The sequence below is a fragment of the Vibrio sp. QJM3NY_27 genome, from assembly GCF_057785955.1.
Genome location: NZ_CM173511.1, coordinates 2,847,588 through 2,873,819 on the forward strand (window position 1 = coordinate 2,847,588; position 26,232 = coordinate 2,873,819).

Here is a 26,232-nt window from a genome sequence, read left to right on the forward strand (position 1 = left end):
CAACAGATTTAAGTAAAGTAGCTATACATCGCCAATCCCATGACAACAGAGGGTGCAAAAGGCATCGTCACCTTATTTGAATACCTAGCGTGTAAACTCGCACTTTCATCCAATACTGGTGCCACTCCACCAAGCACGATCAGCTTATTTTCAAAATAGCCTTTAATGCTAAGACTGTTCGAGTTGGAAAAGTTATATAGCAGGTAGAAAGTCCCGATCACTCCAGAAGAAAGTAAGATAAAGTACGACGCATCAAGTAATTGTCCCCACCCAAGATACATCCCCACAATACCTAATAGCTTCACATCTCCTGCAGACATAGCTCTTACAAAATATAAGAGTAATCCAAAACAAAAAAACACCACGAATCCAACGAAGGACATTAAAAAAGCATCAAAGGTGTAATTGCGGTTAAACATTGATAAGAAATACACAAACAAAAACAGTATCAATATTTTGTTTGGTATACGATGCTTCTCAACATCGTATACCGAAACTGCAATTAGCAATGCCCAAAAAACTGAAGGCTCATTAATCATATATCTAATTCATACACTCAAAATAATGCTCTGGATTTTACTAAGTAAGGCTGTTGCCATCCCAGAAAAAACCAACCCTATCGCAATAACAAGTAAGGCAGCAGCGATAATATAGGAAACCGAAGTAAGCCCTCTTTGCTGCCTCACTCCTTTCCGATCATAAACCACCAACGATTGTATTCAGCTTGGCTGCCAGAGTATTCCCTAAACCAGAAAATACGGTTGTCATACCTAATACTAATAATGCTGCACCGATTACGTACTCGATAACAGTCAACCCTTCTTCATCTTTCATGAATTCTTTACAATTATTCAAAAACTTATCCATGAGAACCTCTCCTTGATTTACGTATCAGGCTTTGTTTACCTGTAAACTAAATCTAGAGGTGAGAGATATATTCGGTTAGGATTTTTTTGCCATTCACTTGCACTTTTTTGTGGTACTTCTAATCTAATTGTTACGTATAGTAATTTAGCTAAATTTAAACCCACATTTAAATATGAAATAGAGTTGGTATTTATATGAAAGTAGTAACACCTTTATTATCAGATAAGGATAGCGACTTTAACGCTGTTATTATCAATAAAATAAGTCACTACTTTCCTATTGAAAACTTTGGACAAGATATATCTATAATCAGTAACTTAGATGTCAGGTTAGTGTTTTTCATATTGAATAAGCCAGATAAACTTCAACTACTTACAATGGCTTTAGCTATTTGCGAGAACCTAAATAAAAGAATAGTTCTTATTTGCTCAGACCCGTTACCTAATATCGTTCGAAATCATAAGAATATATTCTTTATTATCGAAACAAACAGTAAACATCTGACCAGTACATTCGAAGAACTTAAGAGTAAAACACAGCATATCTTCGAGCCTCATTTTGATCTCGACCGAGATACAAACAACAACAATCAATTACCTGCAAAGTTGTTTACCTCTGAAGTCGTTAACTTTGTTATGGACAACATCAACAAAGAAATCAGAGAAACAGAAATCGCAGAAAAGTGTCATTGTTCAACAACCTACTTTTCTAAGAAGTTTCATCTACACTTTGGGGTAAGTTTTAGAGACTTTGTGTGCGACAAACGAATCCTGTTAGCCAAAAAGTTAATCGAAGCCGATACCGAATCAAAAATAGCTGTTATTTCTTACCAATGTGGATACAAGGATGTGTCATATTTTTCGAGAATTTTTAAGAAAAAGACTGGAGTTACCCCCGCAAGTTACAGACGTGCCTGCACGGATAACAGAAAACGCTAATTTTACTCCCTAAAAGAAAAAATCATGGTACATTTAACATGATTTTAACAAAAAAATAATAACTTAGCGAAAAACATGGAGTTAGACAATGATTCAGCCTAACGAGTTTAGCCAAGAAAAAGCAACAGCTCTCTCTACACCCAATGACATGATTTTAAAATGGGCAGAAGAACGCCCAGATGAAGTCTATTTAAAACAAATAATTAACCGCCAATTTGTCGAGTTTACTTTTAAAGAAGTGGCAGACAAAGCGCTGAAACTCGCGTCAGCATTAGAAGGACTCGGAGCCCAACCCGGCGATCGGGTCGCTCTCGTTTCTAAAAATTGTGCAGAGTGGTTTATCTGCGATCTTGCCATGATGTTAGGAGATTTTGTCAGCGTCCCAATCTTTCCAACAGCGGGGGCAGACACTATTCAATACTGTATTGAACACAGTGAAAGTAAAATTGTAATTGCCGGTAAGCTTGATGATCCTAAAGCCACTCAAAAAGTACTCGATGATAATCCGAGTCTAATTAGTATCTCGTTACCCTACGATACTGCCGCTAAGTGCCAGCACACTTTTGAGCAACTTATCGAAACACATGAACCCTCAACCAAAAGACCTCAGCATCACGATGATAAGCTGATGTCGCTTGTTTATACTTCGGGTACGTCTGGGTTACCGAAAGGCGCAATGCTCACGTATGGTGCCTTTACATGGTCAGTTCAGAGGTTAATCGATCACATTGGTATCCAACCTGGCGATCGCCTGTTTTCTTACCTGCCGCTTGCCCATATAACCGAACGAGTGTACATCTTTGGTTCTTCAGTGATGGGTGGGGTGGTTACTGCTTTCCCTGAATCTTTAGACACATTTATTGATGATGTAAAAATGCATCGTCCAACTTTGTTTATTTCAGTTCCTCGTTTATGGACTCTATTCCAACAACGAATCCAAGATAAACTTCCACAGAAAAAACTGAACTTCTTACTTAAAATTCCGTTCGTGAATAACCTCATTAAGAAGAAACTGGCTGATGGTCTGGGGTTAGACCAAGCTCGCGTTCTTGGCTGTGGCTCAGCTCCGGTATCACCAGCTCTACTTGCATGGTATGAGAGTGTTGGCCTACACATTACCGAAGCTTGGGGAATGACTGAGTCTTTCGCCTACAGCACGATTAACCACCCGTTTAGAGCAGACAAAATTGGCACTGTAGGTAATGCTGGTCCAGGCATCGAACTCAAAATTGCAGAAGACGAAGAGATTTTAGTTCGAAGCAAAGGCATGTTCTCTGGTTATTACAAAAATGACATTGCAACTCAAGAATCTTTTAACTCAGAAGGTTGGCTTCATACGGGTGATATTGGTGATGTTGACAGCGAAGGCTATTTAACGATTCGTGGGCGTAAGAAAGATACCTTTAAAACCGCGAAAGGCAAGTTTGTCGCTCCTGTACCCATCGAAAATAAACTGTTTGAGTACAGTCGTGTAGAAATGATGTGTTTGATAGGCTTAGGCTTGCCTGGCCCTATCCTGCTCGTGGTACCGCATGACTTCCCTAATTTTGATCGGGCTCGTTACGAAAGAACAAGCAAACGCGTCATTGAAAAAATGAACGAACAGTTAGCTTCGCATGAGAAGATCAAAGGCGTACTGATGATTAAGGAACCATGGAGCATCGATAATGGTGTTCTTACTCCAACTCTCAAGATAAAGCGACATATCCTTGAGCAGAAATACCATGAAGTCGGTCATAACTGGCCGAAAGATAAATTGGTAGTTTGGGAAGAGTAATCAAAATCGAGAAGGAGCCAGTACGGCTCCTTTTTTTGTAAGCTCAACTTATAGGTATTTAGTGTAATCAGCCGCATCATTGCTCCCATTGTCCAGACCGATGTCCTCCCTCATTCGACTGCTAAGCGATTCCAAACTAATAACTTGTCTCGATTTAGCCGTCTTACTCATCTTGGTTTTATCATCAACTTTAAGCATCTGATTAACAAATCTGCCGACCCAACAGGTTATTGTTTTCATTTTATCTCTCTTGTATTCCTTGTTTACTTGTCGCTATTATGAAAACAACCTGTTCGATAAGCGAACAACCATTCCTAACAAGAACTATAAGAAGAAGTTATGGACAATAGACTGCGCCACCTTTCCGGACTTCGTTACTTCGAAGTCGCAGCTCGCTTGAGCAGCTACAGCAAGGCAGCAGAAGAACTGTTTGTTAGCCAAGCTGCTGTCAGCCAAAAGATCCGCCAGCTAGAAGAACAGCTTGGATGTAAGCTTTTTATTCGTAAGGGACGCGTAATGGCCTTAACACAAGAAGGACGTACCCTTTTTAAGCATGTCTTGGACGGGTTCGAAGAGATAATCGTAGGATTAAATAAGATCCAATCAGAGCCCCTTCAAGGCGTTCTTGTTGTTAGCAGCCCTCCTTCATTTGCTTCCCGCTGGCTGCTGCCGAGGCTTTGGAAATTCTCAGTCAAACACCCTGAGATTCCAATTAAGGTGCTAACAGCGTCTGATACCCCAAATTTAAAACATGGTGAGATTGATGTGGCTATTCTGCAAGGCGAGGACCTATGTGTTGAGGAAGGCTTGAGTCTTGAGATGCTAATCAACGAACCCATCTATCCTTTTTGTTCACCTGAACTGGCCAACTCTTTAAAGTTCACGTCACCTGAACAATTACTCAAATGTTGGTTAATTCAATTTAATAGCGGATGCTTCCCTTGGGAAGAGTGGTTCAAACAAGCCAACATATCCACTCAAGGCAAAACAATGCAATGGATGGAAGTAGGTACCTTCGATATGGGGTTAACGACTGTCATGGCTGGACATGGGGTCTGCCTTGCTACAGATAGCTTGGCTGGTGATTTTATCGAACGTAACCTACTCGTTAAGCCATTCAATATTGGGATGACACCCGGTGTTCAGGTCAATCTCTGCTTTGATCCTAGCTCTCCAAGAAAAGAGCGAGTGACTGCGTTTACTCATTGGTTACATGAAGAAGTAAACGAGGTATTGGAGAACTAGCTCTGCCTATCAGCTTCTGAAATAAACAGTTCCCCAATAACTAAATACAGAATCGCAACGTAACTCTTCCACGCCGACAAAGCTATGTTGAGTAAAAACTATGTAGGGTAAAAACAGCGTTAAATAAAATCCACCTTGAGTAAAAGCTACGCTGCCCTGACTCACTCCCAAAACGATTTCTTCAGTTCTTGATCGACTTGATCCTGCGTAATCCCGACATCTATCAATAAATACTCTGGTAACTCAGACAGCTGCTTTCTGGTTCTACGATTCTGAAGATAACGCTCAAAGTTAGAATAGAATTTCTTAACTGATAACGATGACAAAAATGAATGGTTGGTATTTTCGGTTGCTGTGATCGTATTCATAGCCTTTCTCCTGTTGATCTTTCGCTTTGTTATGGTCAATAATCGACCAACAGAGCAACATCGACAAACGATAGATACTGACATTCAGTTAAGGAAAACTAATGTGAGAGAACGAACCCCACCATTTCAAGGGATCTATTACTTTTACACTGCAGCTGAAACTGGCAGTTTTAAACTCGCGGCTGAAAAGCTGTTTGTCACGGCAGCCGCCGTCAGCCAACAAGTTCGCCAACTTGAAGAGTGGTTAGGTGCAGACTTGTTTATTCGCCAGCACCGAAAAATAGTACTCACTCACGAAGGTGAAGTACTTTACCTGCAAGCTAAGAAAGGCTTTGCCCACATTCAAGATGGTGTGAGGCGAATTAACCAAGACCCAAACCCTACTCAACTTTCTATTTCAACCGTGCCATCATTTGCCCAACATTGGTTGGTTCCTAGAATTGGTGACTTTCGCGATCGCCACCCTGACCTATCCATGCTGATTGAACCGACCAATAAGCTAGTCACGTTTGAAGATTCTAATGTCGATGTCTGCGTTCGGTATGGTCACGGTAACTACCCAAATATCGAGTCTCGTTGGTTAATGGACGAGGTGGTTTACCCAGTTTGTCACCCGATTTATCAAGAGAAGCATGGGATCCATGACATTGACGATCTGCATAAAGCTGAATTGATTGAAGATCGATGGCCAGATATGGATTGGAATCTATGGCTAGACATTGTTGGAGCGAAGGCTGGACGCTCATCATTGCAATTTGATGGCTCGCATTTTGTTTTAGAAGGTGCATTATCCGTACAAGGCGTTGCTCTTGTGAAGCACAGTTTGGTGTATCGGTATTTGCAGGAAAAGAAACTCGTTCGAATCGGTAACATCGCACTTAAGCCCAAATACAATTACTTCCTATGTGCGCCAGCTGGATACTTTCATCGCGAGAAAATCAAACGCTTTGAAGCTTGGATGCAAAGTCAGGTTCAGTTATTTGGAAATAAAGGTCGAGAAGAACTAACTATTATCGAGACAGATTACCAACTTAAATGGTCTGATAATTCATAAAGCGAAACTGGTATACTGAGCTCAAATAAATGGCGAGAACATCTCATGACACAAGAAAATAACCCGCTTCACGGCATAACACTGCAGAAGCTACTGACTGAATTGGTTGAGCATTACGGTTGGGAAGAGTTGAGTTATATGGTGAATATCAACTGCTTTAAAAAAGACCCAAGCATTAAATCTAGCTTAAAGTTTTTGCGTAAAACAGACTGGGCTCGAGTGAAGGTTGAGTCGATTTACATTGAGCTAAAACAGAACTCTTAAGTCTTAGTCTTAGTCTTAGTCTTAGTCTTCGTCTTCGTCTTCGTCTTCGTCTTCCAAGAGTAAGATAACAAAAAGCCCCGCAAGCTTTCACTTGTGGGGCTTTTTTAGTTAATTTAGAAAAGAGCTAATTACTTACCAGCTTCTTTTTCTGCTTTAACTTTAGCGATTACTTCTTCTGCCACGTTCATTGGACATGGAGAGTACTGTGCGAATTCCATAGAGAATTGGCCACGGCCTGAAGTAATTGTACGTAGGTGACCGATGTAACCAAACATTTCTGAAAGTGGTACGTCAGCTTTAATACGAACGCCAGTTACGCCAGCTTGTTGATCTTTGATCATGCCACGACGACGGTTAAGGTCACCGATAACATCACCAACGTGATCTTCTGGAGTAAATACGTCAACGTTCATGATTGGCTCAAGAAGTTGCGCGCCAGCTTTAGGCATAGATTGACGGAATGCACCTTTCGCTGCGATTTCAAATGCGATTGCAGATGAATCGACTGCGTGGAAACCACCATCGTAAAGTTCAACTTCAACGTCTAGCGTAGGGAAGCCAGCTAGTACGCCGTTTTCCATCATGCCACCAAAGCCTTTCTCAACAGCAGGCCAGAATTCTTTAGGTACGTTACCGCCAACAACTTTTGAAGAGAACGTAAAGCCAGAACCAGGTTCGCCAGGCTTGATACGGTAATCGATCTTACCGAATTGACCAGAACCACCAGACTGTTTCTTATGCGTGTAGCTATCTTCAATTGCTTGAGTGATAGTTTCACGGTAAGCAACTTGAGGAGCACCAACTGTTAGGTCAACGCCGTAAGTACGCTTAAGGATATCTACCTTGATGTCTAGGTGAAGCTCACCCATACCTTTCAGGATAGTTTCGCCAGTTTCTTCGTCAGTTTCAACTTGGAAAGATGGATCTTCTGCAACCATTTTACCGATAGCGATACCCATTTTCTCAGAACCGCCTTTATCTTTTGGAGATACAGCGATAGAGATTACTGGAGTTGGGAATACCATTGGCTCAAGCGTTACTTGATCTTTAGGATCACATAGAGTGTGACCTGTTTGCACGTTCTTCATACCAACGATCGCAATGATGTCACCAGCTTGTGCGCTAGTTAGTTCGTTACGGTCATCAGCTTGCATCTCAACCATACGGCCAACACGCTCAGTTTTACCTGTGAATGAGTTAAGAATCGTGTCGCCTTTGTTCAATTTACCAGAGTAAATACGAACGAAAGTTAGAGCACCGAAACGGTCATCCATGATTTTGAATGCAAGCGCTTTAAACGTTTCTTCAGTAGAAACGATAGCGTGGTTGCCAGTTTCTTCACCGTTCTCGTCCATTAGAGGTTGAGGATCAACTTCAGTTGGAGAAGGTAGGTAATCTACAACAGCGTCAAGAATGATTTGAACACCCTTGTTCTTGAATGCAGAACCACAGTAAGTTGGGAAGAACGCTAGGTCACGAGTACCTTTACGGATACAACGCTTGATGTCTTCGATAGAAGGCTCTTCACCTTCCATGTAAGCTTCCATTAGGTCATCGTCTTGCTCTACAGCAGTTTCGATTAGCTCTTCACGGTATTGCTCTACGTCGTCTACCATGTCCGCAGGAACATCTAGAATTTCGTAGTTTTCAGGAAGACCAGTGTCATCCCAAACGTATGCTTTACGGCTTAGAAGGTCTACAACACCCACGAATTCATCTTCGCGGCCGATTGGTAGAACCATAACTAGAGGAGTTGCACCTAGAACGTTTTTAACTTGGTCAACAACGTTGTAGAAATCTGCACCCATACGGTCTAGTTTGTTAACGAAGATCAGACGAGATACTTCTGATTCGTTAGCGTAGCGCCAGTTAGTTTCTGATTGTGGTTCAACACCACCAGAACCACAGAATACACCGATACCGCCATCAAGTACTTTAAGAGAACGGTATACTTCAACTGTGAAGTCAACGTGTCCAGGAGTATCGATAACGTTTAGACGGTGACCGTTCCAGAAACAGCTTACAGCTGCTGATTGGATAGTAATTCCGCGCTCAGCTTCCTGTTCCATGAAGTCAGTAGTTGATTCGCCATCATGTACTTCACCAGTCTTGTGGATCTGACCAGTTAGCTTAAGGATACGCTCAGTGGTAGTTGTTTTACCCGCATCAACGTGCGCGAAAATACCAATGTTTCTGTATTTCGATAAATCTGCCATTGTCTTACTCTGTTAATAGGATATAAAATGCGCGCAGAGTATATCACAATCTGTGAGGACTGATAGCTTTGCATGCATTTGGGACTAAAAAACTTTGCCTTTTTCTAACATATAGAAAAAGGCAATCTGTAGAAACAATCTAAATGATTGTTAAGTTTAGTGCTAACTTAAAGCGAAAATAGCGTTTAAGTTAGACTGAATTTCTGCTGTATAGAGTAGCTGAAGTGAGCTCAATTACAACTCATCAAAAGCATTAATTGCTTCTGATAATTTTTTCACACCATGGATCTGCATTCCTGGAATGCCCCCTTTTGGCATGTTGGCCGCCGGAACAATCGCTCTCTTAAAGCCATGTTTAAATGCCTCATTTAAGCGCTCTTGCCCGCTCGGTACAGGTCGAATCTCACCCGCTAGGCCTACTTCGCCAAAAACCACCACATCTTTTGGTAATGCGCGGTCTCTGAAACTAGAAAGTAGTGCCATCACCAATGCGAGATCGGCACTGGTTTCGGTTACTTTAACACCACCGACGACATTCACAAACACATCTTGGTCAGCCATTTGTAAGCCGCCATGTTTATGCAGCACGGCTAATAACAGTGAAAGCCTATTTTGTTCTAGACCAACAGCAACACGACGTGGATTAGCTAGCTGGGAATAGTCCACCAGCGCTTGGATTTCAACAAGAAGTGGACGTGTCCCTTCCCACACAACCATGACCGAACTGCCCGAGGTTTCTTCTTCACCGCGAGACAAGAAAATAGCCGATGGGTTGCTGACTTCTTTTAGTCCTTGGCCTGTCATCGCAAACACACCAAGCTCATTCACGGCACCAAAACGATTTTTATGGCTACGCAGGGTTCTAAAACGACTATCCGTTCCGCCATCCAACAACACAGAGCAATCAATAATGTGTTCCAGTACTTTTGGCCCCGCTAATGTGCCGTCTTTAGTTACGTGTCCCACTAAGAACACCGCAACGTTGTTCTGTTTCGCATAGCGCGTTAATGCGGTTGCCGATTCGCGCACCTGCGCCACACTGCCCGGAGACGATTGAACATCAGCGACATGCATAACTTGGATTGAGTCGATAACCATGATTTTAGGTTGCTCTTTTTCGGCAATCTGACAGATCTTATCAACATTGGTTTCAGAGAGCATTTTGAGATGTTCTTTCGGTAAACCGAGTCGAGAAGCTCGCATCGCGACTTGTTGCAGTGATTCTTCACCAGTGACATAAAGTGTTGGCAACTGAGAAGAGAGCTGACACATGGTCTGCAATAACAGCGTTGATTTACCGGCACCAGGGTTACCACCAATCAGAATTGCAGCGCCAGGTACGACACCACCACCGAGCACGCGGTCGAGTTCTTTGAAACCACTGCTAAAGCGAGGGACTTCTTGCAGGTTAATTTCCGATAATGTCTGAACGCTCGATTCTGTTGCCCCACCCGCGTAACCACCACTGAGTCGTTCATTACGCGCAACTTGAGGTGAAGCCGCTAACCTAACTTCGGTAATCGTGTTCCAAGCACCACATGCATTGCATTGCCCCTGCCAACGTGGAAAGTCAGCACCACAGTCATTACACACATAAGCTCGTTTTGCCTTAGCCATAAAACCTCAATAATTTACTCAGTTACACAATGATGTTGTCAATTTGTGACTTATTTGACCGTACGGGTGAAAATAAAAGTTGCAGTCATACCAGTTATACTTAAAGATCGATTTAAACTAGTCGATAACATAAACGTACCGTCCATTCTAACAAGAAAAGTATGCAGCAATCTGAAATTCTATCTGTAGCAGAGCGACTCATCCCAGCCTACCACGCTGAGGATTTCGACTTCCTTCTTTCTCAAATGACAGAAGGTGAATCCCCGTCTCTGAAATTGCTCGTTAAAATGGAACTGAATCGTATCATGGCTCCGTGCACAAAGAGCATTGATTTACGCGGACGTATTGACACTGAATGTCGTCAATTTACGTTAGATGGTCGTAAACACTGGCTTGATGATATTGCTTTGAACGCCTATCAACGTGGTACTAAAAAGTTTAAAGGCTATACAGAGGGCGCGTGGGAGTTAGTGATGACTCCGCGAACTCAGCCACTTCGTAATATCGTTAAAACCTCGTCTCAGCATAATCAAGATCTCACTAACGCTAATAGCCCGTATGAAGCGGAAGCCATTAACCTCGGTTATGACTTAAAGCGTCAAGAAAACAGACTCAAGATTAGCTCACAGGTTGAGATCACCACATCTAAAGGCCAAAGCCTACACGGTGTGACGGTTGATATTTCCCCGTCGGGTGCAAAATTCAAGGTACCGAGCGCCTTTAAGTACAACCTCGGTGAGATCATCAGCGTTAAGTTCACAGAGCTTATCGAAAAGTCGCTAGAAAACGATGTTTACCAAGCGGTCGAATTCCGCGTTCTGGGCATTGATGAGTCTTACGAGAATAACGCCGTCAAATTCTTAAGAACCATCAAGGTAAGTAATAACAATATTGTAGCCCGCTTGCTTGATGAGTCTTTGAATAGCTCAAGCAAGAAAACCAGCCATGAGAATCAAGATAGAATCATTCGAACTCGTACTCGAGGTATCGAACACACCTATCTCAAGCACACCTGTAATCTTCCTCTTTTCTTTAGCGGCAGTGAACTAAAGCTTGCTCTACTTACAGATAATAACCATCCGCTGTGGCAATACTGGCACGATGAGCGAAACCAACAGGCTCTGGGTACCCTGTTCAACGAACAACGAATGAACTTGCTGGCTAAACCTGGCGTAAAGGGAACCAGTAACGTTATTTACTCGTTTACTCATGAGCATCAAGACAAGACCTTGTTCTACTCAATGATGCTTCCTGAAGCCTCTCGAGAGCAAAGACAGTTGTTCTGGCACATCGGTGGTAAACGAAAAAGCTGGAAGGCGTTCAAGTTCTCGGTGTTCGAACTTTCAGACACCGAGCGACAAGCCTTAGCCAAGCACTCGGATACGTTAGCTCAAAGCTCAGCACAACTGACGCATTGTGGAATATTGCAAGAGATTGGCGATCACGAAAGTGCGGCTGACTATCTATTGAGTGAAAAACCACGCATTCCAAGCAGTGAACTGAACCGCTTCCGTCATCCGCGCTCTGTAGTGGGGAATATTCAAAGTATCTACTTCGACTCTCAAACTCGTCGCAAAGAACCGAGGTATCAATTTAAGTCACCGTTACAGCTCACCTCACAAGATGGCGCCGCGGCTAACGGACATACCTTAGATATTTCAAAACGTGGACTCAGCATTGCTCTTGAGCATCCGATGGTACTCAAGATTAATGACCCGGTATTAGTAAACTTCAATGAACTGCAGCTCTACGACAAAAACCTGCCATTAAGCACCGTGCCTTACCACGTGATTCGAGTCAGCCCGAATGGTCGCAACGTGCAGTTGGTTATCGCCGAGAACACGAAGACAATGCGTACTATCGCCTTTCTCAATGGGCTTATCGATCAAAACCAAAGCAAGTTGATTAAGAAGAAAGAGATACTGCCAACACACTCTCTGCTCGAGTCTCTACACAACATTTTGTTGAGCAAGATGGTCAGCAACCCAATATTCATTGATAAACCGGGCTCAACACTGCGTTGTAAGATCATTGGCGTAAACTTCCCTCTGAATAAACACTTAGCACTGCTAGCTAAGCTTGGCCACAACCAAAAGTTCTCACTCGAACCTATTTTCAAAGGGCACTCTAACTCGCTGTTGGCTGAACCACTGAAAAGAATTGAAGGTGCTGAGCCTAAACACCATGATGTCTATATTGCTGCGGTTAAGTTTGGCGACAAGATCCAATCCGTACACACGAAGTTGGTCAAAGACTTCGCCTCGGCAAAGGAACGCATCTTATTCATCAAGAAAGCTCAGCATTTAGGTGACGTGTATGTACTACGAGTCACTACTGCACCTATTTTTAATCCGCTAACGAGTTTATTCCAGTCTGATTTAGAAGAGCTCTCACGCATCAGCATGCACCAAGCTAAGAAGCTAGAGAATGAGGTCACTGCTTTTATTGGTTATGGTGAGATAGAAGATATTACCGATGAAGTGTTGATTCGATTGGAGCTGACACGCTAACTCAGTTCATCCATATTCCAGAGACACAAATAGAAAAAGCAGGCTCATCGCCTGCTTTTTTGTATCCGTTATACCGTCTTAAATATGACTAAGGCTTCGCTTGCCAGCTGATTTTTTGCTGCTTAGCTAACACACCCGACAAGATACAAAGCACCCCACCTAAGCCAGCATAACGCACAGCAGTTTGAGCTTGTTGCTCTACTTTTGGTTTCGCATGGTAGGCGATGCCTAAACCTGCAGAACCCATCATAACCAAGTCATTAGCACCATCACCAACGGCAACAGTGTTATGCAGTTCCAATTCGTACTCTTCAGCCAACTCTACCAAGATATCCGCTTTAGTCTGCGCCGAAACAACATCGCCTAAGACTTCACCCGTCAATTTACCATTGATGATTTCAAGCGTGTTTGACTGAGCGTGGTCAAGATCAAGCGTATCTTTCAGATAGTCAGAGAAGTAAGTAAAGCCACCTGAAGCAATTGCCGTCTTCCAACCAAGCTTATTAAGAGTATTCACTAGCTCAACCAAGTCTGGCATGAATGGCAATGATTGACGCACTTGCTCCAAAATAGATTCATCCGCACCTTTTAGTGCGCCTACTCGTTGACGTAGGCTCTGTTCAAAGTCGAGCTCACCTTGCATTGCTCGCTCTGTGATTTCAGAGACTAATCCCCCCACTCCAGCTAGCTTTGCAATCTCATCGATACATTCAATTTGAATCGCTGTGGAATCCATATCCATTACAATCAAACCTGGCTTAGATAGGTCTGGGACCTCGCTAAGGCAAGCATAATCAAGCTTTAAGGCCTGTAGGATTTCTTCGTGTGCTGGTGTTAGGTTGCCTGACATCAAAGCCACTTCATAATGCCCTACCTTCCACGTATCAAGAATGGTGTTGTAAGTGCCTGTGAAAAAATCGATGTCATCGAATGATTGTGGTGATAGATACTCACCGAATACAATCCAGTTGGCTTTGGCTTTAGCGAGTTGAGAAGCGAAACGAGTCTCGGGGAGTCGAGTTAATAATGTTGTATGCCTTTTTATCGGCAGATATTTCTGAGCGTCCATGTGTATGATTCCTAATTAACTATGCTAAACGTTAACCTATTGCAATTTGAAAACGCAAGTCTCAATATGTCTTAATCATAACATTTGTTTATTTCAGGCTTCGTGAAACATGAATGAATCATTGTTCTCAATACGTAACGCTTTACGAATGCTAGCCCTTATTTTGCTGGCTACTATGTTCGTTGTAACGATTAAAAATACAGTCGTGATCAGTAAAGGTAACGAGAAGATCCAAGCAAAGCAGCTAGAAACGCTGACTAAATTGCTTATCTCTCAGGCATCGCTCTCTGCCAGTAAAGCGATCACACAACAAGACCAAGAGCGACTGCTTGATCTCACCAATCAGCTGTCTCAGGATCGCTTGGTATTCGATACCACGATATACGATGCAGAGGGGATTCGACTGGCTTCGAGTGAAAAAGCACTCTCAGTACGCGAAGTTCTAGGCTTAGATACGCCACTTTCAACAGCAAGTATCGGCAGACAGCAATTAGTTGAACCTATCTACTCTCCAGAGAAAGCGATCATTGGATTCATTCGTGTGACCTTTGAAACGGGTAAGATGACGGCGATTTCTGATCACCATTATCGTAAAAGTGATCGCTACATGATCGGCATGGTGTTGATGGGGTTTGTCAGTGGCGTGCTGTTTGTCATGCTCATTCGTAGAAGAAAAACAAAGTCTGGTGAGAACTTGCTGCTTAAGAATGCAAACTCATAAGCTTTGTCATAGAATCTTGGAATCTTGGAATCTTGGAAACTTGCGCTCTTGGAATCACGAAATAAAAACCTCGGATTAGGCAAGGTGAATTATTTCGATTGAAATCACACAGCCTTCAGAATCCAAGAAATAGCGCTCAGTAATACATCATTACCAATAAAAAGCCCCGACGCTCAGGCAGCAACGGGGCTTTTTGTTATCTGTTAGCTTATCAAACTATAGATAAATGATTATTCTTGGTCACCAAGCAGCACAGAGTCTAGTGCGATAACCATCATGTCGTTGAAGGTCGTTTGACGCTCATCTGATGTGGTTTGCTCACCAGTTTTGATGTGATCAGAAACAGTACAAATAGTCAGAGCTTTTGCGCCGTATTCAGCGCACACACCGTAGATACCTGCTGCTTCCATCTCAACGCCAACAATGCCGTACTTATCCATCACCTCAAACATTTCTGGATCTGGCGTGTAGAACAACTCTGCCGAGAACAGGTTACCCACTTTTACGTCTACACCACGCGCTTTTGCTGCATCTTCTGCCGCACGCACCATTTTGTAATCTGCGATAGCCGCGAAGTCATGACCTTTAAAGCGAATACGGTTCACTTTTGAGTCAGTACACGCGCCCATGCCAATCACCACATCACGCACTTTGATATCTTCACTCACTGCACCACAACTGCCGACACGAATGATCTTTTTCACACCAAAGTCTTTGATCAGCTCAGTCGCGTAAATAGAACAAGATGGAATGCCCATACCGTGCCCCATAACCGAAACCTTACGACCTTTGTAAGTACCCGTGTAACCAAACATATTACGAACATCACACACCTGAACCACTTCTTCTAAGAAGGTTTCAGCGATGTATTTAGCACGTAGCGGATCGCCTGGCATTAGAACTACGTCAGCGAAATCACCCATTTCAGCATTAATATGTGGAGTAGCCATTGAAAATATCCTTAATCTCAAAACAAAAAAGAAGAGAGAGGTTTCCCTCTCTCTTAGTTAACCATTACAGAAAGCTTGTACCGTATCCCATTGGCGATGTGCCAAAGTATGACGCTAAGCTTTGACCGATATCAGCGAAGGTATTACGACGGCCTAGAGAGCCTGCTGGAACCTTGTTACCGTAAACAATCACAGGGATATGTTCACGAGTATGGTCTGAACCCGGCCATGTTGGGTCACAACCGTGGTCTGCAGTTAGGATAAGCACGTCATCTTCTTTCATCATATCGATGATTTCATTGATGCGGCCATCAAAGTACTCAAGCGCAGCTGCGTAACCAGCAACATCACGACGGTGGCCGTATGCTGAGTCGAAATCAACGAAGTTAGTGAACACGATAGTGTTGTCGCCCGCTTCAGTGATCGCTTCTTTAGTTGCTTCAAATAGCGCTGGAATACCTGTTGCTTTGGTTTTCTGAGTGATACCACAACCTGCGTAGATGTCAGAGATTTTACCGATTGAGTGAACGTTGCCGCCCTTCTCATCAACCAGTTTCTGAAGTACCGTCGCCGCTGGTGGCTCAACAGAAAGGTCACGACGGTTACCAGTACGTTCGAATTGACCTTTACCAGCACCAATAAACGGACGAGCGATAACACGACCAATGTTGTAGTCAGCTAGCTCTTCACGAGCAATTTGACAAAGATCTAATAGGTTTTGTAGACCGAATGTCTCTTCATGACAAGCGATCTGGAAAACAGAGTCTGCAGAAGTGTAGAAGATTGGCAGGCCAGTCTTCATGTGTTCTTCACCTAGGTTATCTAGGATTTCTGTACCCGATGAGTGGCAGTTACCTAAGAAGTCAGATAGACCAGCACGCTCAAGGATGCGATCAGTCAGTTCTTTTGGAAAGCTGTTCTCTTTGTCGGTGAAGTAGCCCCAGTCAAACAATACCGGTACACCTGCGATTTCCCAGTGACCTGATGGCGTGTCTTTACCAGAAGACAGCTCAGCAGCATGACCGTAAGCGCCAATGATCTCAGCGTCTGCGTCCATACCTGGAGCAAAGCGACCTGTAGACTCTTTGTGAGCCATAGCTAAACCAAGCTTAGACAGGTTTGGCAGCGTTAGTGGACCTTTACGATCCGTGTTGTCTGCAAGGCCTTGATCACAATGGTCAGCAATGTGACCCATTGTATCCGAACCTACATCGCCGAATGTGTCAGCATCCGCTGTTTCACCGATACCGAATGAATCTAAAACTAAAATAAATGCTCTTTTCATTTTCTTCACCAACTTATTGCTCTTTGCACCAGAACTCTGTTTATCGGTATACACGAGGTATACCGATACCTGTTATTTACACGTCTTCAGAACGAATCTGACGGTAAACGTCTGGCGTTGCTGTATATTCTCCGCCCACAGTGATTGCATTTTGTAATGCCGTCGCAGCTTCTTGCCACTGTTGTTCATTGCGAGCATGAATCATTGCTAATGGTTTATCGTCGCTTGCTACTTCGCCAAGGCGAATGAAGCTATCAAAACCGACTGCGTAATCAATGCTGTCTGTTGCTACACGGCGACCACCGCCCATACCAACGACAGCCATACCAATGGCACGCGTATCCATCGCTGATACTACACCGCTTTCAAGTGCGTACACTGGTTTAACAATTTCTGCTTTTTCTAGGTAGTTATCGTAGTTCGTTACGAAATCCACTGGACCACCAAGGCCCGCTACCATCTTACCGAAGCACTCTGCCGCTTTACCGTTATCCAGTACTGCCATCAGTTTTTCACGCGCTTCATCTGAATCTTTTGCTAGGTTACCCAGCACCAACATTTCCGCACACGACGCTAGCGTTATTTCCAACAAACGTGGATTACGGTATTCGCCTGTTAGGAATTGAACCGCTTCACGGACTTCAACTGCGTTACCCGCTGAAGAAGCCAGAACTTGGTTCATGTCCGTTAGGATTGCTGTTGTTTTAGTGCCTGCACCGTTTGCTACTGCAACGATAGATTTTGCTAACTCTTCAGATGCTTCATACGTTGGCATGAATGCGCCTGAACCGACTTTTACGTCCATTACTAGAGAATCAAGACCTGCGGCCAGTTTCTTAGATAGGATTGAAGCGGTGATCAGTGAGATGTTGTCTACTGTTGCTGTGATATCACGAGTCGCATAAACACGCTTGTCAGCAGGTGCTAGGTCACCGGTTTGACCGATGATAGCCACGCCCGCTTCTTTGGTTACGGCACCAAACACATCGTTGGTTGGTGTAATATTGTAACCAGGGATAGATTCTAGCTTGTCTAGCGTACCGCCAGTGTGGCCTAAACCGCGACCAGAGATCATTGGAACAAAACCGCCACATGCTGCCACCATAGGGCCAAGCATCAGAGAGGTTACGTCGCCAACACCACCAGTAGAGTGTTTATCAACGATTGGGCCATCAAAGTTCATGTGGCTCCAGTCAATCACCATGCCTGAATCACGCATTGCACATGTTAGTGCGATACGTTCTGGCATCGTCATTTCATTAAAAAAGATAGCCATTGCGAATGCGGCAATTTGGCCTTCAGAAACCGTGTTTTTAGCGACACCTTGGATGAAAAAGTTAATTTCTTCTGTGGTCAGTACTTCGTTATCACGTTTTCTGCGAATAATTTCTTGAGGTAGATACATTAGTGCCTCCCAAACTCTAGTGAGTATGGTGTGTAGGGAAAGAGGTAATATGGAGTGACTTAACGTCACTCCATCAAACAGACTTAATTGTTATCAATACTCTAAATATTTGGCGTTGCAGTTAGGCGGCCAGCAAGTTCATTCCTATGAGCATAGAAGCTCTATGTGATTAGGAGGAACTTGCGCAGGCAACAACGCTGCGGCGTCAAATATGACGAGTAAATTAGTATGCTGCTGGATCAGCAGTTTCGTCTGTCACTTCTAATGTATTAAGAAGGTTAGTCAGTAGGCTTGAAGCACCAAAACGGTAGTGCATGTTGTCTGCCCACTCAGCGCCTAGTAGCTCATCAGCCATTGCTAGGTAAGCTTGAGCATCTTCAGCTGTACGTACGCCACCAGCTGGTTTGAAACCAACAGTTTTAGCCACGCCCATGTCACGAATAACTTCAAGCATCATGCGCGCGAACTCAGGAGTCGCGTTTACTGGCACTTTACCTGTTGAAGTTTTGATGAAGTCTGCACCTGCTTCGATACAGATCTGAGAAGCTTTTTTGATCAGTGCTTCTTCTTGTAGCTCACCAGTTTCGATGATCACTTTAAGCGTGATGTCACCACAAGCGGCTTTACATTGCTTAACTAGCTCAAAGCCAACTTCTTCGTTGCCAGCAATAAGAGCACGGTATGGGAATACTACGTCAACTTCGTCTGCGCCGTACGCTACCGCTGCTTTCGTTTCTGCAACAGCAATTTCGATGTCGTCATTACCATGAGGGAAGTTAGTTACAGTCGCGATGCGTACTTCTGGAGTACCTTGCTCACGCAACGCCTTCTTAGCGGCTGGGATGAAGCGAGGGTAAATACAGATTGCAGCGGTGTTACCAACTGCAGTCTTCGCGTCATGACAAAGCGCCACTACTTTTTCAGTAGTATCGTCATCATTTAGCGTCGTTAGGTCCATAAGTTTAAGTGCACGTAGAGCTGCTGCTTTTAAATCGCTCATTTCTATCTCCGATCAATATATTCAAATAGTTAACTACTTCGCCACCCATCCAGTATAGATGGATATTTTAGTAATGCTCAGTAGTCACAAATGAACGGACTTGGTTCCCTGAAGACTTGATAACTTTCGCTATCAATTGCAATCCTTGTCACCGCACAGTACCAGTTTGGTCTATGGCACAACAAATCAGTCATGTTGTGTCTAACATCTATAGCGTATCGCTAAGTTTGGCTTAATCCCAGAAGAATAACCTTTAGATAAATCCAAGCAGTTACTTTCTTGCCAACAAGAGACATCCTGTCCCTTAAGCTTATACATTATAGGTATCCATCAATAAATTGTAGTGCTCCTTAGAACGCAAACGGTTTGTATCTCAAAAAAACATTCTAGACCCATTTTCGACTCCAAGCATTCACTCATGCTAATGCTCAAAATCACTAGGCCCAAAAACAAAAAAGCCCCGCAGCAATTTCTTGCTACGGGGCGATATTATTATGGCGTCTATATATCGATTTCTAACTGATTAGAAAGACAGGAAGAAGCCAGCAATTGTTGCTGCCATCAGGTTAGATAGAGTACCAGCTACAACCGCTTTAACACCCATACGTGCGATGTCGTGACGACGGTTTGGAGCAATACCACCTAGACCACCTAGAAGAATCGCAATTGAAGAAAGGTTTGCGAAACCACATAGAGCGAACGAGATAATTGCTTGAGTCTTAACAGACATTACTTGACCAGTCGCTTCAACGATTTGAGCGTTGTCACCGATGTATGGTACGAAGTTTAGGTATGCAACAAATTCGTTAACAACTGTCTTCTGACCAATGAAAGAACCAGCAATAGTTGCTTCTTCCCATGGAACACCAATGATGAATGCTAACGGTGCGAAGATCCAACCTAGAAGAAGTTCTAGAGTTAGGTTTTCCATACCGAACCAACCACCGATGCCACCTAGGATACCGTTGATAAGAGCGATTAGACCGATGAATGCTAGTAGCATTGCACCAACGTTAAGTGCTAGTTGTAGACCAACTGACGCACCGCCAGCAGCTGCATCGATAACGTTAGCAGGCTTGTCGTCGCCACCGTCGATGTCTGAACCTAGGTTCTCGTCAACTTCATCAGTTTCAGGCTTGATGATTTTAGCGAATAGTAGACCACCAGGTGCTGCCATGAATGACGCTGCTACAAGGTACTCTAGAGGAACACCCATAGATGCGTAACCCGCTAGTACACCACCAGCAACAGATGCTAAACCACCACACATTACTGCGAATAGTTCAGAGTTAGTCATTTTAGGAACAAATGGACGAACTACTAAAGGTGCTTCAGTTTGACCAACGAAAATGTTTGCTGCTGCAGACATTGACTCGGCGCGAGAAGTACCTAGAGCTTTCTGAAGACCACCACCAAGAACCTTGATTACAACTTGCATCGCACCAATGTAGTAAAGTACAGAGATAAGAGCAGAGAAGAAGATTAGTGTTGGTAGAACTTGGAATGCAAAGATGAAACCGATACCGTCAACTGAAAAGTTAACAAGGCTACCAAATAGGAAGCCAGTACCATCTTTACCGTAGTCGATCACGTTTGCTACACCAGCAGAGAAACCTGCAAGTAGATCACGACCCCAAGGGATGTAAAGTACGAATGCACCAAGTGCGAATTGGATAGCGAAAGCGCCACCCACTGTTCTGATATTAATTGCTTTGCGGTTGTCGGATAGTAGTACTGCGATTGCAATCAGTGCAACCATTCCGACGAGGCTCATAAACAGGCTCATAGTTTATGACTTCCTTATTAGTTATTTATTGGCGTGTTACAAAATGGGGCTATAAAGCGGAGGCAATTATACTCATGCGACCACTAATAAAGTAATGCCGTCCTCACACTTTCGTACAAGATTCATGTACCATTCACACGCAAATGTGAACCAAATCACAAGCTCAGTGCAATTTACGCAAACGATAAACAAAAACCTTCGATTTTATTCACATATACCGAATGCGCGATGGCTATTTTGCCAAATTTGCGCTGCAACCGATTGCTTTGGCTCTTTTCTAAGCAAAAATAGTTCATTTAAGATCGTAACTAAATGTTTGGAATGATTAACATTTCCTTGGTTTCCATACATGGGCATATCCGGTGCATCCGTTTCTAATACCAGGCATTCAAGAGGCAGTTTTGCGATGGTTGTGCGTGTTTTTTGTGCTCTGGGGTAAGTGATCGTTCCACCGACACCAATATAGAAACCGAGCTTGATCCACGCCAAAGCTTGCTGTTCACTCCCTGAAAAACCGTGAATCAACCCACCAAAAGTGAACTTGTGCTGCTTTAATAGTTCAATGAGTCGGTTATAAGACTTCCTCTCATGGATGATCAAAGGCAGCTCAAATGCCTTCGCAAGCTCCATTTGTTGGATGAAAAAGCGTTCTTGTTTCTCCCGCTCGACATCGACAAAAAAGTCGAGACCACACTCTCCTATCGCAACGCATTGACGGCTTTTTGATGAGAGTAATTGGCGAAGCTGTGAGAATTGCTCGTCATTGGCTTGCTCTAAAAAGTAAGGGTGGAAACCTAAGGCGTAGTAAACATTAGGGTAAGATTGAGCAATTTTATCGATCTTCGACCAGTTACTTTGGCCAATAGAAGGAATAAGAATCTTCTCGACTTGAGCTTGTTTCGCTTCTTTAAGATAGCTATCAATACTTTGATCAGGTGTAGCTCCCTGATCAATTACAATATTTTGCTCAAACGCCTCAAAATCCGCATGGCAATGAGTATCAAACAGCGGAAAGTCACTTATTTGCTGTGTCATCTTCCCTACTCTCTGTTTGTTTCCCTTGGGGATCACGACGATAAGCAACACAACTGCGCTTGTTTTCAGGTGTTAAACCAAGCTCCTCGCACCACTTATCGTATTTCTTAATCCAAGCTTTTATCCAACTGAACATAATTGCCTCTAACCTCAGCCTCTAAGCCTTAAATAAAACGCATTAAAAAACGCCTATTGCAGAACAATAGACGTTTTTGTTTAACTCGAATAGAGCGCGGAGAAATTAGTGTTCGCGCGTCGCTCGGAACTGAACGTCAGGGAAACGTTCAGAAGCTAGGTTCAAGTTCACCATTGTAGGTGCGATGTAAGACAGGTTATCACCACCATCTAACGCTAGGTTAGCTTGGTTCTTACGTTTGAACTCTTCTAGTTTCTTCGCGTCATCACATTCGACCCAGCGAGCTGTTGCAACGTTAACACCTTCGTAGATAGCTTCTACGTTGTATTCCGCTTTCAAGCGCGCTACAACCACGTCGAACTGAAGTACACCAACCGCACCAACGATCAGGTCGTTGTTCTGCATAGGACGGAATACTTGTACTGCGCCCTCTTCAGAAAGCTGAACCAAACCTTTTAGAAGTTGCTTCTGCTTTAGTGGATCGCGTAGACGAATACGACGGAATAGCTCAGGCGCGAAGTTTGGAATACCAGCGAACTTCAAACTTTCGCCTTGAGTAAAGGTATCACCAATCTGGATTGTGCCATGGTTATGCAAGCCAATGATGTCACCAGCATACGCTTTTTCAGCTCGCGCACGGTCACCCGCCATGAAAGTTACCGCATCCGAAATACTTACGTTCTTACCAGTGCGAACATGATTCATCTTCATACCTTGGTTGTAAGTACCCGAAACGATACGCATAAATGCGATACGGTCACGGTGCTTTGGATCCATGTTTGCTTGGATCTTAAAGACGAAGCCAGAGAACTTCTCTTCTGTCGCTTCAACATCACGCTCGTTAGCTTGACGAGTTTGAGGACCCGGAGCCCACTTAGTCAAACCATCTAGCATGTGGTCAACACCAAAGTTACCCAATGCTGTACCGAAGTAAACAGGCGTTAGTTCACCAGCAAGGAACAAATCGAGATCAAACTCAGGACATGCGCCAATAACCAATTCAAGCTCTTCACGAACACTGCTCGCCAGATCTTCGCCAACAGCCTCGTCTAGTTCAGGGTTATCTAAACCTTTAATGATGCGAACTTCTTGGATCTCATGGCCATGGCCAGATTCGTACAAGATCGTTTCATCACGATGAATGTGATAAACACCTTTAAACTCTTTACCACAACCGATTGGCCATGAGATTGGAGCACAAGCCATACCTAGCTCGCTTTCCACTTCATCAAGCACTTCCATTGGGTCACGAACGTCACGGTCAAGTTTGTTCATAAACGTTACGATTGGAGTATCACGTAGACGCGTTACTTCCATCAATTTACGAGTACGATCCTCGACACCTTTCGCAGCATCGATAACCATCAAACAAGAGTCAACCGCTGTTAGTGTACGGTACGTATCTTCCGAGAAATCTTCGTGTCCTGGAGTATCGAGTAGGTTTACTAGGCAATCATTGTATGGGAATTGCATTACCGACGTGGTTACCGAAATACCACGTTCTTTTTCCATCTCCATCCAGTCAGATTTAGCGTGCTGGTTAGAGCCACGACCTTTTACGGTACCCGCTTTTTGAATTGCGTTTCCGAATAAAAGAACTTTTTCAGTAATCGTGGTTTTACCCGCATCCGGGTGAGAGATAATTGCAAACGTTCTACGTTTGCTCACTTCTTGTTGGAAAGACATAGTCGCCCTTTGCTGATCTAAAGCGTAAAAAGGGCAAGTAGATAATACTTGCCCTTGAATTCTGTGTGCGGATTATACAGAAAGCGAGTCACTTTCTAAAGGGTCAGTTTACACCCTATTTTGTGGCTAATTCTGTGGTTAGTTATCTAGTCGGCTAAAAGACGTAACACGCCCTAACTAAACGACATAAAAAGATAGCTCATAATGATCGCATCTTCGTTGCCTTGCTTGGTTGGGTAATAGTTACGGCGGCGGTCGACTTCATTAAAGCCAGCCTTCTCGTAAAGATTAAAAGCATTCACATTACTTTCGCGAACTTCCAACCAAGCACTTTCCGCGTCAGCTTGTTCACACATATCGAGAAAGTGCTCAACCAAAGCCTTGCCGTAACCTTTACCTTGCTGCTTAGGGTCAACCGCTATCGTCAGCAAAGTAACCTCACCGACAATGTTCTGAGCATAGAAATAGCCGACAACCTTTCCATCGACTTCTAAAACACGGTGGCTGCCTCCACGACTATTAAGATCACGGATCATATTTTCAGACCAAGGATGAGAATGCGCGGTCTGCTCAATTTGCCAAATTGCGTCTAGGTGTTGTTCTGAAGTGGGTAAAAGTTGATTAGTCATAAGCACAAATTTGTTGCCATAAGTCGCGGCGATGTTGGTTATTACCGTTAATGTCAGACAGTAATGGAGATTGAAGTGTTTTTGCCTTCAGTTCATGGGCAGATTCGCAACCAGCAAACCATACCCATTCAACCGAACCTAAATCCACAGCAGACAAGTGTTGTGGTTGAAGGTGTAAAGCCTGAGATAAGTCGAGCTTGATACTTTTAAGTACGCGTTCAAACATCACGGCGAGATCTTCCTGAGGTTTTTCAGGCGAAACCAGTAGCAACTTACAGTCGCTCGATAGTGGAATCAATTCAGATTCGTAGCCAACCAAACGCTCTGGGTGACTAAGCTCCCATTGGCTGATGTCCATCTCTTGCAGGTATTGTGCGTGTGTTTGTGACATATCTAGCGGTGTAACCTTAGGTTTGTTGGTATTGCTCTTCTTAGAGCGAACTGAAAAGGAGCTCATTGGGGCTGATACTAACAAAAAATAAAGGAGCATCAAGCTCCTTTATTTAGACTAAATCAGTTTGTATCGGATTACATGGTAAATCAGCTTATAAGTCGTTGAACTCTGGGCTGTAAGCAATCTCACCAGAATGCCCAGCAAACACACCCTCTACCAACTCAATCGCTTGGAAAGCACCTTCAGGTACATCCCAAACACAACTCAGGCCAAACTCGCTCGCAGCCTTAAAACCAAAGCGGCCGTAGTAAGCAGGATCACCAAGCACAACACAGGCTGGGTAACCGAAATCTACCAATGTAGAAAATGCGTCTTCAACCAGTGATTTGGCAATACCCTGATTGCGGTACTCTTCTTTCACTGCAAGAGGCGCAAGTCCCTGCCAGTTATGATCGTCACCATGGAGAGTGATAGGGCTAAACATCAGGTGACCAACCACCTCGCCCTCATCAGAACAAGCCACCAGCGATAGCGTTAAATGGCTATTCTCACGCAAACTCATAACCAAATTAGCTTCTGCATCTGTTTCAAAAACAGATTTCAATAAACGATCAATGACAAGTATATCTGCCGGTGCTTCAGTTCGAATAAGCATTCATTACCTCACTTTGTGTATCTGGGGATTGTACTCCCTTCTGCACAAAATCAGCTAATTGATTTAACAAAGTTTTCATAGGAGTCGGCAATACGTCTAAATCTACGCTATCCATCAAGTTTTTGACTTCTAAACCAAGCTCTGTATCGCCCTCAATAGACAGTCTACGTTGAAAGAAAAGCGTATCTGGGTCTTCTTTACGTCCGGCAATCAGCACAAGATCGTTAAGGTTTCCGCTAAAGCTTACATCTTCAACAACCTCGTTATCAGCTACAACTAGTTGCTCATTTTGATAGCTAATACACCAACTTAACCCCATATCTTTTATTGAGACTTTAAGCCACTTGTCTTCTAAGAATTCAAAGTCACCGTCCTCTAAAGCTTCCTTAAAGACATTCTTAAGCGCCTCCAATAAGGCTCTTTTTTGTACTGTTTTAGGCAATAACTGGACTGGAGATCGCAAAATTGATGCGGCATTTTGAACTAGTTGAGTGCGAATCTTGTTTATCACGTGACTTATCCGTAACTTTGTCAATAATATGGAATGCATCATAGATGATGTTGAAATCTCAGTTACTGTTATGTATCAAATTAACTTCGGTTTGATACTCGACCTTTAATATCC

Annotated in this window: 25 protein-coding genes; 7 read left to right on the forward strand and 18 right to left on the reverse strand. The window is 43.5% G+C overall.

Annotated elements, in window-relative coordinates; all coding sequences use genetic code 11:
* Positions 1-8: 8 nt before the first annotated feature.
* Positions 9-539 carry a prepilin peptidase gene (locus tag AC3CIA_RS12640; RefSeq protein WP_372243620.1) on the reverse strand — a complete coding sequence of 177 codons (531 nt, stop codon included), beginning with the start codon at positions 537-539 and terminating at the stop codon, positions 9-11.
* A 157-nt stretch (positions 540-696) separates the two neighbouring features.
* Complete coding sequence (locus tag AC3CIA_RS12645; RefSeq protein ID WP_086715348.1) at positions 697-867, reverse strand: Flp family type IVb pilin; 171 nt, start codon at positions 865-867, stop codon at positions 697-699.
* Between the two features lie 194 nt (positions 868-1,061).
* On the opposite strand from AC3CIA_RS12645, the gene AC3CIA_RS12650 reads away from it, so the two are divergent.
* The 3 genes from AC3CIA_RS12650 (at position 1,062) to AC3CIA_RS12660 (ending at position 4,827) form a co-directional block, all read left to right on the forward strand.
* Positions 1,062-1,805, forward strand: a complete 744-nt coding sequence (locus tag AC3CIA_RS12650; RefSeq protein ID WP_488518197.1) for an AraC family transcriptional regulator — start codon at positions 1,062-1,064, stop codon at positions 1,803-1,805.
* An 88-nt stretch (positions 1,806-1,893) separates the two neighbouring features.
* Positions 1,894-3,582 carry an AMP-binding protein gene (locus tag AC3CIA_RS12655; RefSeq protein WP_488518198.1) on the forward strand — a complete coding sequence of 563 codons (1,689 nt, stop codon included), beginning with the start codon at positions 1,894-1,896 and terminating at the stop codon, positions 3,580-3,582.
* 339 nt (positions 3,583-3,921) lie between these two features.
* On the forward strand, positions 3,922-4,827 hold the full coding sequence (locus AC3CIA_RS12660) for a LysR substrate-binding domain-containing protein (RefSeq protein WP_054547532.1): 906 nt from the start codon (positions 3,922-3,924) through the stop codon (positions 4,825-4,827).
* 161 nt (positions 4,828-4,988) lie between these two features.
* On the opposite strand, the gene AC3CIA_RS12665 is transcribed toward AC3CIA_RS12660, so the two are convergent.
* Positions 4,989-5,195: a DUF1127 domain-containing protein gene (locus AC3CIA_RS12665; RefSeq protein WP_054547531.1), complete on the reverse strand. Its 207-nt coding sequence runs from the start codon at positions 5,193-5,195 to the stop codon at positions 4,989-4,991.
* 103 nt (positions 5,196-5,298) lie between these two features.
* Here AC3CIA_RS12665 and AC3CIA_RS12670 point away from each other — a divergent pair, with 103 nt between their 5' ends.
* Both AC3CIA_RS12670 and AC3CIA_RS12675 read left to right on the forward strand, forming a co-directional pair.
* The gene (locus AC3CIA_RS12670) at positions 5,299-6,249 is read left to right on the forward strand and encodes a LysR substrate-binding domain-containing protein (RefSeq protein WP_054547530.1); all 951 of its coding nucleotides are present in this window, start codon (positions 5,299-5,301) and stop codon (positions 6,247-6,249) included.
* Between the two features lie 45 nt (positions 6,250-6,294).
* Positions 6,295-6,513 carry a VF530 family protein gene (locus tag AC3CIA_RS12675; RefSeq protein ID WP_054547529.1) on the forward strand — a complete coding sequence of 73 codons (219 nt, stop codon included), beginning with the start codon at positions 6,295-6,297 and terminating at the stop codon, positions 6,511-6,513.
* Between the two features lie 128 nt (positions 6,514-6,641).
* On the opposite strand, the gene fusA is transcribed toward AC3CIA_RS12675, so the two are convergent.
* Complete coding sequence (gene fusA / locus AC3CIA_RS12680; protein ID WP_004734469.1) at positions 6,642-8,729, reverse strand: elongation factor G; 2,088 nt, start codon at positions 8,727-8,729, stop codon at positions 6,642-6,644.
* A gap of 234 nt (positions 8,730-8,963) precedes the next feature.
* Positions 8,964-10,346, reverse strand: coding sequence for a DNA repair protein RadA (gene radA / locus AC3CIA_RS12685; protein WP_054541846.1), 1,383 nt, complete (start codon positions 10,344-10,346; stop codon positions 8,964-8,966).
* A 161-nt stretch (positions 10,347-10,507) separates the two neighbouring features.
* On the opposite strand from radA, the gene AC3CIA_RS12690 reads away from it, so the two are divergent.
* Positions 10,508-12,856, forward strand: a complete 2,349-nt coding sequence (locus AC3CIA_RS12690; protein ID WP_171308117.1) for a PilZ domain-containing protein — start codon at positions 10,508-10,510, stop codon at positions 12,854-12,856.
* An 88-nt stretch (positions 12,857-12,944) separates the two neighbouring features.
* Here AC3CIA_RS12690 and serB read toward each other — a convergent pair whose 3' ends face one another.
* Complete coding sequence (serB, locus tag AC3CIA_RS12695) at positions 12,945-13,925, reverse strand: phosphoserine phosphatase (protein ID WP_488518199.1); 981 nt, start codon at positions 13,923-13,925, stop codon at positions 12,945-12,947.
* 109 nt (positions 13,926-14,034) lie between these two features.
* On the opposite strand from serB, the gene AC3CIA_RS12700 reads away from it, so the two are divergent.
* Positions 14,035-14,646, forward strand: coding sequence for a YtjB family periplasmic protein (locus AC3CIA_RS12700; RefSeq protein WP_017080011.1), 612 nt, complete (start codon positions 14,035-14,037; stop codon positions 14,644-14,646).
* A gap of 230 nt (positions 14,647-14,876) precedes the next feature.
* Here AC3CIA_RS12700 and deoD read toward each other — a convergent pair whose 3' ends face one another.
* From deoD to ubiT, 12 genes are all read right to left on the reverse strand, one after another.
* Positions 14,877-15,596, reverse strand: a complete 720-nt coding sequence (deoD, locus tag AC3CIA_RS12705) for a purine-nucleoside phosphorylase (protein WP_004734474.1) — start codon at positions 15,594-15,596, stop codon at positions 14,877-14,879.
* Positions 15,597-15,660: 64 nt separating this feature from the next.
* Positions 15,661-16,881, reverse strand: coding sequence for a phosphopentomutase (locus tag AC3CIA_RS12710; RefSeq protein WP_488518200.1), 1,221 nt, complete (start codon positions 16,879-16,881; stop codon positions 15,661-15,663).
* A 76-nt stretch (positions 16,882-16,957) separates the two neighbouring features.
* Positions 16,958-18,286 carry a thymidine phosphorylase gene (gene deoA / locus AC3CIA_RS12715; RefSeq protein WP_026012373.1) on the reverse strand — a complete coding sequence of 443 codons (1,329 nt, stop codon included), beginning with the start codon at positions 18,284-18,286 and terminating at the stop codon, positions 16,958-16,960.
* 223 nt (positions 18,287-18,509) lie between these two features.
* Positions 18,510-19,286, reverse strand: coding sequence for a deoxyribose-phosphate aldolase (gene deoC, locus AC3CIA_RS12720; protein WP_488518201.1), 777 nt, complete (start codon positions 19,284-19,286; stop codon positions 18,510-18,512).
* Between the two features lie 523 nt (positions 19,287-19,809).
* Positions 19,810-21,072, reverse strand: coding sequence for a NupC/NupG family nucleoside CNT transporter (locus tag AC3CIA_RS12725; protein WP_004734478.1), 1,263 nt, complete (start codon positions 21,070-21,072; stop codon positions 19,810-19,812).
* A gap of 204 nt (positions 21,073-21,276) precedes the next feature.
* The gene (locus AC3CIA_RS12730) at positions 21,277-22,158 is read right to left on the reverse strand and encodes a TatD family hydrolase (RefSeq protein WP_488518202.1); all 882 of its coding nucleotides are present in this window, start codon (positions 22,156-22,158) and stop codon (positions 21,277-21,279) included.
* Positions 22,088-22,243: a DUF5363 family protein gene (locus AC3CIA_RS12735; protein ID WP_157936365.1), complete on the reverse strand. Its 156-nt coding sequence runs from the start codon at positions 22,241-22,243 to the stop codon at positions 22,088-22,090. The genes AC3CIA_RS12730 and AC3CIA_RS12735 overlap by 71 nt, the downstream gene beginning before the upstream one ends.
* Before the next feature lie 105 nt (positions 22,244-22,348).
* Entirely contained in the window at positions 22,349-23,929 is a 1,581-nt protein-coding gene (prfC, locus tag AC3CIA_RS12740; RefSeq protein WP_054547525.1) for a peptide chain release factor 3, read from the reverse strand.
* A gap of 173 nt (positions 23,930-24,102) precedes the next feature.
* A complete protein-coding gene (gene rimI / locus AC3CIA_RS12745) occupies positions 24,103-24,558 on the reverse strand; it encodes a ribosomal protein S18-alanine N-acetyltransferase (protein ID WP_029222735.1) in 456 nt (151 codons plus the stop codon).
* Positions 24,551-24,949 (reverse strand): DNA polymerase III subunit psi, encoded by a 399-nt coding sequence (locus tag AC3CIA_RS12750; RefSeq protein ID WP_114634321.1) that lies wholly within the window; start codon positions 24,947-24,949, stop codon positions 24,551-24,553. The genes rimI and AC3CIA_RS12750 overlap by 8 nt, the downstream gene beginning before the upstream one ends.
* A gap of 154 nt (positions 24,950-25,103) precedes the next feature.
* A complete protein-coding gene (locus tag AC3CIA_RS12755) occupies positions 25,104-25,607 on the reverse strand; it encodes a GNAT family N-acetyltransferase (RefSeq protein WP_004734484.1) in 504 nt (167 codons plus the stop codon).
* Positions 25,591-26,118: a ubiquinone anaerobic biosynthesis accessory factor UbiT gene (ubiT, locus tag AC3CIA_RS12760; RefSeq protein ID WP_004734485.1), complete on the reverse strand. Its 528-nt coding sequence runs from the start codon at positions 26,116-26,118 to the stop codon at positions 25,591-25,593. The genes AC3CIA_RS12755 and ubiT overlap by 17 nt, the downstream gene beginning before the upstream one ends.
* Positions 26,119-26,232: the final 114 nt, after the last annotated feature.

Bases quoted from the DNA above. Each gene is read 5' to 3' on its own strand.
- AC3CIA_RS12640 (WP_372243620.1), bottom strand. From the start codon at position 539: ATGATTAATGAGCCTTCAGTTTTTTGGGCATTGCTAATTGCAGTTTCG.
- AC3CIA_RS12645 (WP_086715348.1), bottom strand. From the start codon at position 867: ATGGATAAGTTTTTGAATAATTGTAAAGAATTCATGAAAGATGAAGAA.
- AC3CIA_RS12650 (WP_488518197.1), top strand. From the start codon at position 1,062: ATGAAAGTAGTAACACCTTTATTATCAGATAAGGATAGCGACTTTAAC.
- AC3CIA_RS12655 (WP_488518198.1), top strand. From the start codon at position 1,894: ATGATTCAGCCTAACGAGTTTAGCCAAGAAAAAGCAACAGCTCTCTCT.
- AC3CIA_RS12660 (WP_054547532.1), top strand. From the start codon at position 3,922: ATGGACAATAGACTGCGCCACCTTTCCGGACTTCGTTACTTCGAAGTC.
- AC3CIA_RS12665 (WP_054547531.1), bottom strand. From the start codon at position 5,195: ATGAATACGATCACAGCAACCGAAAATACCAACCATTCATTTTTGTCA.
- AC3CIA_RS12675 (WP_054547529.1), top strand. From the start codon at position 6,295: ATGACACAAGAAAATAACCCGCTTCACGGCATAACACTGCAGAAGCTA.
- fusA (WP_004734469.1), bottom strand. From the start codon at position 8,729: ATGGCAGATTTATCGAAATACAGAAACATTGGTATTTTCGCGCACGTT.
- radA (WP_054541846.1), bottom strand. From the start codon at position 10,346: ATGGCTAAGGCAAAACGAGCTTATGTGTGTAATGACTGTGGTGCTGAC.
- AC3CIA_RS12690 (WP_171308117.1), top strand. From the start codon at position 10,508: ATGCAGCAATCTGAAATTCTATCTGTAGCAGAGCGACTCATCCCAGCC.
- serB (WP_488518199.1), bottom strand. From the start codon at position 13,925: ATGGACGCTCAGAAATATCTGCCGATAAAAAGGCATACAACATTATTA.
- AC3CIA_RS12700 (WP_017080011.1), top strand. From the start codon at position 14,035: ATGAATGAATCATTGTTCTCAATACGTAACGCTTTACGAATGCTAGCC.
- deoD (WP_004734474.1), bottom strand. From the start codon at position 15,596: ATGGCTACTCCACATATTAATGCTGAAATGGGTGATTTCGCTGACGTA.
- AC3CIA_RS12710 (WP_488518200.1), bottom strand. From the start codon at position 16,881: ATGAAAAGAGCATTTATTTTAGTTTTAGATTCATTCGGTATCGGTGAA.
- deoA (WP_026012373.1), bottom strand. From the start codon at position 18,286: ATGTATCTACCTCAAGAAATTATTCGCAGAAAACGTGATAACGAAGTA.
- deoC (WP_488518201.1), bottom strand. From the start codon at position 19,286: ATGAGCGATTTAAAAGCAGCAGCTCTACGTGCACTTAAACTTATGGAC.
- AC3CIA_RS12725 (WP_004734478.1), bottom strand. From the start codon at position 21,072: ATGAGCCTGTTTATGAGCCTCGTCGGAATGGTTGCACTGATTGCAATC.
- AC3CIA_RS12735 (WP_157936365.1), bottom strand. From the start codon at position 22,243: ATGTTCAGTTGGATAAAAGCTTGGATTAAGAAATACGATAAGTGGTGC.
- prfC (WP_054547525.1), bottom strand. From the start codon at position 23,929: ATGTCTTTCCAACAAGAAGTGAGCAAACGTAGAACGTTTGCAATTATC.
- rimI (WP_029222735.1), bottom strand. From the start codon at position 24,558: ATGACTAATCAACTTTTACCCACTTCAGAACAACACCTAGACGCAATT.
- AC3CIA_RS12750 (WP_114634321.1), bottom strand. From the start codon at position 24,949: ATGTCACAAACACACGCACAATACCTGCAAGAGATGGACATCAGCCAA.
- AC3CIA_RS12755 (WP_004734484.1), bottom strand. From the start codon at position 25,607: ATGCTTATTCGAACTGAAGCACCGGCAGATATACTTGTCATTGATCGT.